At 36.8% G+C, this 12,410-nt stretch carries 10 protein-coding genes; 6 read left to right on the top strand and 4 right to left on the bottom strand.

Translation table 11 applies throughout. The features are described 5' to 3' along the window. Positions 1-99 precede the first annotated feature (99 nt). Both AC3ITD_RS07430 and AC3ITD_RS07425 read left to right on the top strand, forming a co-directional pair. A complete protein-coding gene (locus tag AC3ITD_RS07430; protein ID WP_489365402.1) occupies positions 100-1,452 on the top strand; it encodes a PhoH family protein in 1,353 nt (450 codons plus the stop codon). Between the two features lie 16 nt (positions 1,453-1,468). Continuing rightward, entirely contained in the window at positions 1,469-2,233 is a 765-nt protein-coding gene (locus AC3ITD_RS07425; RefSeq protein WP_489365400.1) for a hypothetical protein, read from the top strand. On the opposite strand, the gene AC3ITD_RS07420 is transcribed toward AC3ITD_RS07425, so the two are convergent. After that, positions 2,230-3,441 (bottom strand): TCR/Tet family MFS transporter, encoded by a 1,212-nt coding sequence (locus AC3ITD_RS07420; protein ID WP_489365398.1) that lies wholly within the window; start codon positions 3,439-3,441, stop codon positions 2,230-2,232. The genes AC3ITD_RS07425 and AC3ITD_RS07420 overlap by 4 nt on opposite strands. A 310-nt stretch (positions 3,442-3,751) precedes the next feature. Here AC3ITD_RS07420 and gyrA point away from each other — a divergent pair, with 310 nt between their 5' ends. The 3 genes from gyrA to AC3ITD_RS07405 all read left to right on the top strand — a co-directional run bounded on the left by gyrA (position 3,752) and on the right by AC3ITD_RS07405 (position 8,711). Further along, a complete protein-coding gene (gyrA, locus tag AC3ITD_RS07415; protein WP_489365396.1) occupies positions 3,752-6,343 on the top strand; it encodes a DNA gyrase subunit A in 2,592 nt (863 codons plus the stop codon). A gap of 25 nt (positions 6,344-6,368) precedes the next feature. Then, a complete protein-coding gene (locus tag AC3ITD_RS07410) occupies positions 6,369-7,457 on the top strand; it encodes a tetratricopeptide repeat protein (RefSeq protein ID WP_265798847.1) in 1,089 nt (362 codons plus the stop codon). A 108-nt stretch (positions 7,458-7,565) separates the two neighbouring features. Further along, positions 7,566-8,711, top strand: coding sequence for a tetratricopeptide repeat protein (locus tag AC3ITD_RS07405; RefSeq protein ID WP_265798848.1), 1,146 nt, complete (start codon positions 7,566-7,568; stop codon positions 8,709-8,711). A gap of 279 nt (positions 8,712-8,990) precedes the next feature. On the opposite strand, the gene hemF is transcribed toward AC3ITD_RS07405, so the two are convergent. From hemF to AC3ITD_RS07390, 3 genes are all read right to left on the bottom strand, one after another. Next, positions 8,991-9,884 (bottom strand): oxygen-dependent coproporphyrinogen oxidase, encoded by an 894-nt coding sequence (gene hemF / locus AC3ITD_RS07400; RefSeq protein WP_489365393.1) that lies wholly within the window; start codon positions 9,882-9,884, stop codon positions 8,991-8,993. A gap of 117 nt (positions 9,885-10,001) precedes the next feature. Beyond that, positions 10,002-11,231 carry an MFS transporter gene (locus AC3ITD_RS07395; RefSeq protein ID WP_489365391.1) on the bottom strand — a complete coding sequence of 410 codons (1,230 nt, stop codon included), beginning with the start codon at positions 11,229-11,231 and terminating at the stop codon, positions 10,002-10,004. Positions 11,232-11,330: 99 nt separating this feature from the next. Then, a complete protein-coding gene (locus AC3ITD_RS07390; protein WP_082454911.1) occupies positions 11,331-11,543 on the bottom strand; it encodes a coproporphyrinogen III oxidase in 213 nt (70 codons plus the stop codon). 377 nt (positions 11,544-11,920) lie between these two features. Here AC3ITD_RS07390 and AC3ITD_RS07385 point away from each other — a divergent pair, with 377 nt between their 5' ends. Continuing rightward, on the top strand, positions 11,921-12,406 hold the full coding sequence (locus tag AC3ITD_RS07385) for a PaaI family thioesterase (protein WP_489365388.1): 486 nt from the start codon (positions 11,921-11,923) through the stop codon (positions 12,404-12,406). Positions 12,407-12,410 lie beyond the last annotated feature (4 nt).

The raw sequence follows: 12,410 nt of genomic DNA, 5'->3' as shown, positions 1-12,410 counted from the left end.
GAAGAAGGACCCCGTTTTTATTTGGCTTCATTTTTAAAATCATTTAAAAAGAATGATCAATCTTTCGGCTATTATTTGCTAAAACAGTAAATTTACCAAATGGCCACAAAAGGTAAATTAACTTCTGACCCCAAGAAAAAGATTTTTGTTTTAGATACATCTGTCATTTTATATGATCATGATGCAATCAATAACTTTCACGAACACGACGTGGCTATTCCTATCCAAGTTTTAGAAGAACTCGATAATTTTAAAAGTGGTAACGACACAAGAAATTTTGAAGCCCGAAGTTTTATCCGATTGATCGATCAAACATCTAAGGAAAAACTGATTAGCGATTGGGTGGCACTAAAAGCTCAAAACGCAGGAAAGTTCAAAGTAATACTGAACGAACAGCCGCTAAAAATAAATGCAGAAGAAATTTTTGGAAAGGGTAAAACCGACCATAAAATCTTGAATGCAGCTTTAAGCTTACGCGAAGAAAATCCGGAGAAAAAAGTAGTATTGGTTTCGAAAGATATCTGCTTACGCTTAAAAGCAAAAGCTCTTGATTTATTTGCTGAGGACTACGAAACAGGTAAAATCAAGAATGTAGATGAGCTTTATGCTGGTAAAACAGAGCTTCTTAACTTCGATGAATCAATAATTGAATCCGTAAAAAAAGATAAAATCTTAAGATCAGCAAATATTGGCCTGCCAGCTAAAGAAGGAAATCATTTCTTCGTTTTAAAAAATAAAAGAAAAACCGCCAACGTTTTTTTTAACCATAATAATCAAACCATTTCTTTAGTTTCAACAGATCCGATTTTTAAAATAAAGCCTAAAAACATTGAACAGGCGTTTGCCATTCACGCTTTATTAGATGAAAATATTAAGCTCGTTAGCATCCAGGGGAATGCCGGCACAGGCAAAACACTTTTAGCACTTGCCAGTGCACTTGAACAGCGCAGAGATTTTAGACAAATTTATATTACCCGTCCCATTGTATCTCTTAGTAATAAGGATATTGGTTTTTTACCTGGAGATGCAAAATCGAAAACAGACCCATTCATGGCCCCAATTTGGGATAACCTACGCTTTATTAAAGATCAGTTTGTTAGCGATGATAAAATGTCGGCGAAAATTGATGAACTGATTACTACAGAAAAGATTGCCATAGCCCCACTGGCGTTTATTAGAGGGAGAACGCTAACCAAAATCTTCTTCATTATTGATGAGGCCCAGAACTTAACGCCTCATGAAGTTAAAACCATTATTTCGAGAGCTGGCGAAAATACAAAAATCGTCTTTACAGGCGATATCTATCAAATAGACACGCCTTACCTGGACTCAGAAAGTAATGGATTATCCTACCTCATCGAGAATGCAAAAAACCATCCTCTTTATGCGCACATTACCCTCCAAAAGGGCGAACGCAGTGAATTGGCAAACTTAGCAAACGTGTTACTCTAACTTAACTAAAACAACAATGTTCTCCATCTTCGTTCTCTTTTTTGGCATCCAGTGGTTAAACAGATACCTTGATAGTGATTCCAATAAACCAACTATCCCCGAAAATCCTGGAATAGAAAATAATCCAATTCAAAACTATTACCCACTATTTTTTCACTCTGTGATTATTCTATTAATCCTAATATCCTTTTTCTCCCCAGCTGTTTTAGATCAAGAGAAAGTGCATGTCTTGATCTCAGATGGTATTTTCCAGTTTGTTAGTACCGTTCTAATTTTGATTATTACCATCATAAATCCTTTTGTAAATCTATCGCCTGAATTGAAAATGAAGATTGAAGATGGGGCGGAAGCCACTAAAGCACGCTGGTTATTCTGGCTCACAAAAGGAAAAAACTGGCAGCTGCTTAAGGCACTCGCGTGTATACTCATTGTTGCCTATTTTATTTATCAAGACTATCTGGTTATTCCTAATTTCAATCAAGGCACAGTTTCGGGTGTCGCTGTAATTTTGATCTTATTTTTCGTGTTCGGAAATATTTTCGAGTTGATCAAAGATCCTGTGCTTTTTAAAAAGAAGACCGTTTTCAGGTTATCAATGCTTTATCGGTCCATCAAATTATCGTTTTTCATATCAATCGTATTAATTATTCTCGGACTAATCATTTCATCAGCCTTTAACAAAGCGCTCGAAAAAGTAGCTAACATCGAAGCTGTTGTACTGCTGATATATAACGTTGTGATGGCAGTTAATGAATTTAAAGTGATACAGGCTCGTAACTAATGATATTTCTGTAGGGACCGAAGTGCAATAAAAAACCCAATTAGGGTAAGCACTGCACTTAAAATGAATGGCGCACCAGGAAAATATACCGGAGCATTTCCTTCAATAAAATAAGCAAAAATATGGGTCATCACCCACGGAGCAATAATGGCAGCCAAACTTTGCAATCCAGTTAAAACACCTTGCATTTCTCCCTGAGCATTTCCCGCCACCTGATTGGAAATAATCCCCTGCATTGCCGGTCCGCCAATCCCTGCCAATCCGTACGGAAGCATAAAAGCAAACATCATCCAACCTTTAGAGGCGAATGCAAAAGCCGTAAATCCGACTACGTAAAGTAATAAACCTATATAAACCGCCCGCTTTTCACCAATTTTCGGAAGGATAATTCTAATCAGGCCTCCCTGAACAATCCCGATGACAAGACCAACAAAGCCCAGTGAGTAGCCAACCCAGGCGGCATCCCAATTGAATTTTTCCATCGTATAAAATGTCCAGTTAGATTGAACTGAATGACTCGAAAAATACAAAAGGAATAATGTAACCATCAAACCGAGTAAGGCAGGATATTTCCCAATGCTGATGAGAGACCCAACTGGGTTCGCTCTTTTCCATTCAAACGGCCTTCTTTTATCCACTGGTAAAGATTCTGGCAATATGAAATATCCATAAAGCCAATTAATGAGCGACAAACCCGCCGCAATCATAAATGGAACCCGTGTTCCAAAATGGCTAAAGATACCACCTAAAACAGGCCCCAGAATGAAACCAACGCCGAAAGCTGCACCTACCAAACCAAAATTCTGAGCTCTTTTTTCGGGTGAAGATATGTCTGCAATGTAAGCTTGTGCTGTGGTAAAACTCGCACCAGTAATTCCAGCGATAATTCTTCCAACAAATAACCAAACGATTGATGGTGCAAAGGCCAGAAAAATATAGTCAATCCCTAACCCGAATAACGAACTTAATAAAATTGGCCTCCTACCAAAACGATCACTCAAGGCCCCGATAATAGGAGAGGATATAAACTGTACCGATGCATATGCCAGTGTAAGCCATCCACCATATTCTGCTGCTAAACCATAGCCACCACCTGTAAAATCCTGAATTAATTTTGGCAAAACGGGAATAATTATTCCAAAACCCGTAAAATCAATGAGTAAGGTAATCATATTAAAACTCATTGCAGATTTTCTTTCCTTGGCCATGTTAAGATTGATTTACCACAAAAATATAATTTTGAACGCAGTATCTCCGCTTAAAATTAAGTAAAAACCGACCGGGCAGGTTAAATGGATGAGCTGTTGAGATTATCTGTAGATAAGACAATTGATTTAATCAAAGACAAATCAATTTAAACTACGCTTAAAAGAATCAAAAACATTTAATGACTTGATGAGCCGAACTAAAGGCCAAAACTTTTCCACAATGCCTTATTTCGGCATATTTTTGCTAAATTCGCAAGGTTATAATAATAGCTTTTTTAAATATCGTTTTTGATAACGAGAATAATAATTTATGGCAGAAGATTTAGAGAATCAACAAAACGACAAAATCATCCAAATTAATATAGAGGAGCAGATGAAATCGGCCTACATTGACTATTCAATGTCGGTAATCGTATCAAGGGCTTTGCCTGATGTACGCGATGGATTGAAACCGGTTCACCGCAGGGTGCTTTACGGTATGCTTGATCTTGGCGTAACCAGTAATAAACCACATAAAAAATCTGCCCGTATTGTGGGTGAGGTTTTGGGTAAGTATCACCCACATGGTGATGCATCTGTATATTTTACTATGGTTCGTATGGCTCAAGATTGGAGCTTACGTTATCCAATGGTAGATGGACAAGGAAACTTTGGCCACATCGATGGAGATTCACCTGCAGCAATGCGTTATACGGAGGCACGTTTTTCAAAAATTGCCGAAGAAATGCTTGCTGATATCAACAAAGATACGGTAGATTTTCAGTTGAACTTTGATGATACGTTACAAGAACCAACAGTTTTACCAGCAAAAATCCCTAACCTTTTGGTTAACGGATCTAGTGGTATTGCGGTGGGTATGGCCACTAACATGGCGCCACATAACTTAACCGAATGTATTGAAGGTATTGTAAACTACATTGATAACAGAGATATTACCATTGAGGAATTAATGAAGTTTGTCAAAGCTCCTGATTTCCCGACAGGTGGTATTATTTATGGCTACACTGGTGTTAAAGAGGCTTTTGAAACCGGTCGTGGACGTATTGTAATGCGTGCTAAAGCTGACATTGAGAACCTTCGAGACCGCGAAGTAATTATTGTTACCGAAATTCCTTACCAGGTTAATAAGGCCCAAATGATTGAGCGTACAGCTGAATTAGTGGGTGAGAAAAAATTGGAAGGTATTTCGAACATTAAAGATGAATCTAACAAAGATGGTATCCGGATCGTTTACGAGATAAAACGCGATGCAAATGCATCGATTGTTTTGAACAATCTATACAAGTACACCGCTCTACAAACATCTTTCAGTGTAAATAATATTGCGTTGGTAAAAGGTCGTCCGCAGATGCTCAATCTGAAAGACCTGATTGTACATTTTGTAGATCACCGCCATGATGTTGTTGTTCGCCGTACGAGATATGAACTAGCAGAAGCTGAAAAACGTGCCCATATCTTGGAAGGTTATTTAATTGCTTTAGACCATTTAGATGAAGTAATTAAATTAATTCGTGCATCAGAAACTCCGGAAGAAGCCCGCGTAGGTTTAATGGAGAAATTTGGCTTAAGCGATATTCAAGCACGTGCTATTCTGGATATGACATTGCGTCGTTTAACAGGACTAGAGCGTGATAAGATTAAAGAAGAGTATGCTGAATTGATGAAAACCATCGAATATTTGCAATCTATTTTAGCTGATGAAGGTTTGCGTATGCAAATTATCAAGGATGAATTGGAAGAAGTAAAACAGAAATTTGGTGATGAACGCAAAACGACCATTGTTCACTCTGCGGAGGATATGAGCATGGAAGATTTCATCGATGATGAGGAAGTGGTGATCACAATCTCTCACGAAGGCTATGTTAAACGTACACCAGCAACCGAATTTAGAGCGCAGGGTAGAGGTGGAAAAGGATCAAAAGGCAGTACCTCGAGAAATGAAGATTTCATTGAGCACATGCTGGTAGCTACTAACCACAACTATATGTTATTCTTTACCGAAGCCGGAAGATGTTTCTGGCTGAGGGTTTACGAAATTCCTGAAGGCTCAAGAACCAGTAAAGGAAGAGCCATTCAAAACATCATCAATATTCCAAAAGATGAAAAAATTAAGGCTTATATCAAAGTTAAGAACCTTAAAGATCAGGAATACCTAGAGAATAACTTCATCATCATGTGTACTAAAAAAGGTACCATTAAGAAAACTTCTCTTGAGGCATATTCTCGTCCGCGTGTTAACGGTATTAATGCAATAAACATTAACGAAGGTGATGTTTTACTAGAAGCATGTTTAACCAACGGCCAAAGCGAAATTGTTATGGCTTTACGTTCAGGAAGAGCAATTCGCTTTAACGAAAGTACTGTTCGTCCGATGGGTAGAACGGCAACCGGTGTACGCGGTGTTAGATTGGCTCACGACAAAGATGAAGTTGTTGGCATGATTGCTGTAAACAATCCAGAGGTTACGGTGTTAGTAGTATCAGAAAAAGGATACGGAAAACGGACTGATATTGAAGATTATCGTGTAACTAACCGTGGCGGTAAAGGAGTTAAAACCATTAACGTTACTGAAAAAACAGGACAATTAGTATCAATTAAAGACGTTACTGATAGCGAAGATTTGATGATCATCAACAGATCTGGAATAGTAATCAGAATCCCTGTTTCTGCATTGAGGGTGATGGGTAGAGCTACTCAAGGCGTTCGTTTAATTTCACTTAAAGGTGATGATGAGATAGCGTCTGTAACAAAAATCGACCACGAAGAAGATGAGGAAGAAACAGTAGATTTAGCTGATGTAGTGGTAACTGACGGTGAAGAAATAGAGCCAGATACTGCCGAAGCTGAAGAAACTGATGATGATGAAACAGACTCAGAGGACGAAACGGAAGAAGAAAATTAACTAAATAACGATTAGAATAAATATTATGAAAAGAGTATTTCTAGGTATAATTTTAGCAGGAGCAGTAAGCTCTGCATTTGCTCAGAAAAGCGAAGTTAACGAAGCAAAAAAGAAGTGGGGTATTTTCCAGTTAACCTCGCAAGGAGCTAGCACGCCATTACCAAAAAAGATGGAAGCGATTAAGGCTGGGTTAGCGCATACAGATAAAGCGATAGCTGATGAAAAGTCTAAAATAATGCCGGAAGCTTGGTCTTACCGTGCTTTATTTGCTTCATCTGCAGCGATTATCGATACTGTTGATGCTGCTAACGCAGATGCTAATCTAAAGATAGCTCAAGATGCTATTGTTGAAGGTAAGAAGATCGATACTAAAGGCGCTGAGAAAGATAATTTTGCTTTGGCAGAAACCAACATCGCTAATGCAGTTAGAAATGCCGGCGTGATGGCTTATAACAAAAAAGATTACAAAACTGCATACACTAAATTTGTTCAAGCTACAGAAATCAATCCACAGGATACAGCAATGTATCTAAATGCTGGTATTGCAGCAAGAAATACTGAAAACTGGCCTGCGACAATTCAACAATTTAAGAAAGTAATTTCATTAAATTCACCACAGTCATCAGACTTGTATAACGAATTGGTTGACATTACGTTGCGTAAGCAAAAAGATACCACTGCTGCTTTAGCTATAATTAAAGAAGCAGCTGCTAAATATCCTGAAAATGTAGAGCTGATTAAAACTGAAACTCAAATTTATATTGATAGGGGTGATGCAGCAAAATCTGAGCAAATGTTAAATTCTTTGGCCGCGAAGGAGCCAAATAATGCAAGTTATCAGGTTTTGTTAGGAAACATTTATTTCTCTCAGGCATTGAAGCTTCAAAATGATAGAAATAAAATTGATGCTAAAAAAGTAAAAGAATTTAATGAGGTAACTGCCAAAATGAACGGTTTGTTAGATAAGTCGTTACCTTATTACAAAAAAGCTTTAGAAATTGATTCCAAAAATGTTGGTGCTTTAGAGACCTTAAAAACCATTTATGGATTTAGAAATGATACCAAAAATTATGAGGATATTAAGAAACGTTTAGATGCGCTTCCAAAACAATAAAAATCTCATAATTCTAAAAAAGAGTCCCGATTTTATCGAGACTCTTTTTTTTTGTTTATTTTTACAGCATTCGCAGTTTTTAATCAATCATTACACAACAATTATCCTATGCAAAGCGGTTCAAAGTTATTATTAGTGCTCTTAATATTTACTTCACTTAATGCTTTAGCTCAAAAAAGTCAAATATTAATCGCCAGGAATTCTGTTGGAAAATTGCAGGCTTCAATTGCAAATAAAGAAGACGAAAAAAAACAATTGGCCATAATTACTGAGGGATTAAAATCAATAGAATCTGCAGAAAAAGACAATAAAACAAAAAATTGGGCAGAAACCTGGGCAATAAAATCTTACCTCACATCTTACGCATCGTTAATCGACACAGATAAAGCAAATGCTGATAAATTTTACGATGCCGCCAATAGCGCAATCAAGCAGGCGAGGGGCTTGGATAAGTATGAAGACAATTCAGGCTTAATAAAGGCATCACATCATAATATTTTAATTAAAAAACAAGAGAAAGCTAATGCATCTTTTTTTAATAACGATTTTACCGAAGCCTATACGGATTTGAAGGAAGTAAGCGATGCTTTTCCCGCTGACACGACCTTAGCGTTAAACACCGGAATTTGTGCTTTGAATATCCAGAATTATGATGAAGCTATCAACTACTTCAAAAGAGCTAAAGAAAACGGAATTCAAAATGCAGCCATGTTTCAAAAACTTGCGCAACTTTATGTAGGCAAATATGATAATGAAACTGCCATTAAAACTTTAGAAGATGGTTTAGTAAAAAATCCTTTTCAAAAAAATTTAACCAACGATTACATCAATCTTTTACTAGATACCGAAAATTACACCAGAGCTGCAACGCTTATTGAAGGTAATTTGAAAGTTGAGAAAGGAAATAAGCTTTTATATTTTCTTTACGGTTATTTGCAACAAATAGGTGGAAATAACTCTACTGCAATTTTAGCTTACGACAAAGCCCTTGATACAGATCAAAATTATTTTGATGCTTTGTATCAGATGAGTTTAGCATACATTAATAGTGCAAATGAAACATTAAGCAAGAACGAAGCAGATAAAACTGCAAAATATAATAACTTAATTAACCGAGCACAGTTTGCTTTGCAACGTGCTAATGAAATAAATCCTAACGATAAAAAGACGGTTCAGCTTTTGGTTGATATCTATACCAAAAAGAATGCAACTGATAAAGTGCAGGAACTAAATCGTAAACTTCAAGAACTTTAATTTCCTAATTAGATTCATAGAAGAGTAGGATGTTCAAAATTATCAACTTAACATAATATTAATTATAAGACAAATGCAGATATCTGTAATAGACTAATTTTACACTTTTATTGTATTGTTAAATTTGAAAATCAATTAGATAAAAAGAATGCGGAATGTATATTCTAAAGAAGTTGCGTAACGCTAATAGTTGGCTAGCATTAATTGCTGAAAATCTGGCGACCATATACAATTTTTCATTTGAGGATTTTCTTAACGCTTAACGAATTTTCCTAAGTTTTAAACCCATTGAATGCCTTTTTTTAGAAATTGCTGTGTTTTATACTCATCTGAATCTACCTCGGGTTGAACATTGTAGCCCCAGTTAGCCTGTGGTGGCAAACTCATTAGTATCGATTCTATTCTACCATTGGTTTCCAAACCGAATTTCGTTCCTGAATCGTAAACCAGGTTAAATTCCACATACCGGCTTCGACGCTGATATTGCCAGTTTTTCTGTGCTTCTGTAAAATCCTTGTCCCTATTTCTATCGATCAATTCTGTGTAGATTGGCAAAAAAGTTTCACCCACATTAGCCGAAAAATCTAAAATTTCTTCCCAGGATAGATTTGTATTCTCTGGCTTCAAACGATCGTAAAAAATACCACCTATACCGCGTGTTTCTTCTCGATGTTTGATGAAAAAGTAATCATCAGCATGATTTCTGAATTTTGGATAAAAATCTGTGCTAAATTCGTCGCAGGCCTGCTTTAGTTTATGGTGAAAAAATCGGGCGTCATTTTCGAAAACATAATGTGGAGTTAAATCTATTCCGCCACCAAACCAACGTGTTTCTTCATTGAGCTCAAAATAGCGAATATTCATGTGAATAATCGGCACTAAAGGGTGATTTGGGTGGATGACGATCGAAACGCCGGTAGCAAAAAAATCATCTTCTGTAACTTGGAAGGCTTTTTTGACCGCTTCAGGAAGTTTTCCGTAGACGGCCGAAAAATTAACACCACCTTTTTCGATAATAGCGCCATTTTGCATAATTCGGGTACGGCCACCTCCCCCACCATTTCTTTCCCAAAGCTCTTCTGCAAATTTCCCTTTGCCATCTGCAATTTCCAAACCTCTACAAATCTCATCCTGTATTTGCTTATAACGTTCTGCTACTTCTTCTTTAAACATGGTGGAATTATTAAGTACACAAATTTAACCCTATTGAAATAGCTAAAGGGATTTATCTTTAGATAGTACATTTTGTTGACATTAACTATTAGAAGCTCTCCAATTGGCTTTAAAGATTTACTCTTCCAGGTAATCCAAATCTTTGCTGAAACTCTCTTTCAACTGACTTAAGCCAAAAACTGCTATAATGGTTAAGATAGCCATCACTAAATATCCAGCAGTGATTAAGCTGTATCTTTTGGCTAAAAATTCAAACAGAAAAGTGATTGGAATAAGTGCCCCACGCACAAAATTCGGTGCGGTAGTGGTTACTGTTGCTCTGATATTTGTTCCGAATTGTTCTGAAGCTATAGTTACAAAAGTAGCCCAGTATCCAACGGAAAAACCCAAAAATAAACTGATCCAAATAAATGTGCTACTGGTTAAACCAAAACTAGTTAAATACACCACTACGCTGATAACTGATAATAAATGAAAAATAAACACAGTCTTTTTTCGCGACTTAAGTGCCTGCGAGAGTAATCCGGTAACTACATCTCCGATGGCGATGCCGAAATAAGTAAACATAATCCCTGTCCCAGCTTTTAATGGTTCTGTAGCGCCTAAAGCTTTGCCAAATTCCGGAGCTAGCGTAACCAGTATGCCTACAACAAACCACAATGGAATACCAATTAATATACAGTACAAATACTTTAAAAACCTCTTCTTGTTATTAAAGAGCATGAAGATGTTTCCTTTAGAGACATCTGTATTGGCTGCATGTTTAAACATCCCAGATTCAAAAGTGCCAACACGTAGTAGAAGAAGGATTAAGCCCATGCCCCCACCAACAAAATAAGAAGTTTGCCAGGTATATTTTGAAGCTACTGTTGCTGCTACCGCTGCTCCAAGTAAACCAATCGCACCAACTATCATCGTTCCATACCCACGTTTTTCCTTATCCATTGTCTCTGCTACAAGGGTAATGCCAGCGCCAAGTTCTCCAGCCAGACCTATACCCGCAATAAACCTAATGATTGCATAACTATTAACCGTGGTTACAAAGCCATTAGCTATGTTCGCTAAAGAATATAAAAGTATCGAGCCAAAAAGAACTTTGATTCTGCCCAGCTTATCTCCCAGAACCCCCCATAGTATTCCGCCAAGCAATAGCCCGAACATTTGTGAGTTAATAATCAAAAAACCGTCGGACTGCATATTTTCTGCAGAAACACCAATTTCAGTTAAACTTTGAACGCGTACCACGGAAAATAAAACAAGATCGTAGATATCTACAAAATAGCCAAGAGCAGCTACAATAACTAAAAAAACTACATTACGATTGTTGGCTTTTGATTCAGGTTTCATTTAATATTTGGTTTATCTGCTGAAAGTACAAATAAGCACAAATAAATAAAATAGTTTATAAAAATAAAAGCCGCTCTATTGGAGCGGCTTTTTATTCTTCTACATAGGAGGCATTTTTTTTGTCGTATCTGGTGGCATCGTTTTGGATGTATCCGTCGGCGTGGTTGTCGAGGTTGTATCCATTGGAGCTGTTGTTGTAGAATCCATCGTAGTACTGTCTGAAGATCCAGCCATGTTTTTAGATGAATTGCATGCTGATGTGGCAATCATTATCGTACCAGCAAAAGCAAGACTTAAAATTATTTTTTTCATAGTTTTTTAATGTTATCTGTAATCTTAACAACCTTGAAATCATTTGGTTTTATTTTTTTCTTCAGAAATATTAAGATGCAATTTTATGTTGCTTATTTACAAGCTCTTCAATCGAAAAAGTATATGACTAGCAGCGTAAATCTCGTGCCAGATGGCAGTGATATCTAACTAAAATGCTGCGAAATCGTGAAATAGCGTCTTTTTTTTAAAGTTGACGAACTTCGTTGTATTGCAAAATCGATTATAGCAACGCAGTCCGATTGTAGCAGCATATATTTTATCAACCTAAACTTGTGCCGCCTTAATTTACCTAATAATTACCAAAACATGCACAGTAAAACTTTAAAAGCTGCCAAATCTTTCTGATATTAGGAAGTATGATTATTTCTCAAAATACCTTGAAATGGGTAATGCGCTTTTATCCCCCTTTATTTTTTCAGCGCATTTGGGTTCAAAAATTTGAAAATGATTTTAGAAGCTGTACCGTTAAATTGAGTAAAAGCTTTTTAAATAAAAACTATAATGGTTCCATCTTTGGAGGAACAATATATGCCGCAACCGATCCATTTTATGCACTGTTATTTGATCAATTAATGCAGCGTAGAGGCTTAAAAGTTAGAGTTTGGTTAAAAAGTGCGTCCATTCAATATCTAAAACCTGGGCGTAGCAATCTCTATTTCACAATCCGTGTTAACAATGAAATGATTGCCGAGGCGGAACACGCTTTAAAAACCATAGGGAAGTTTGTAAAAGCATATCCTATGGAAATTACAAACAAAAACGGAGAGCTTTGTGCTACCGTGATGAATGAAGTTTATATCAGAAACCTGCACCAAGGCGAAACGCCAAGAGTTGCTTACTAATTGT

The sequence above is a fragment of the Pedobacter sp. KH_004 genome (assembly GCF_057840755.1).
The sequence above is the reverse complement of the archived record's forward strand: the minus strand, read 5'-3'. Positions and strand labels throughout refer to the sequence as shown.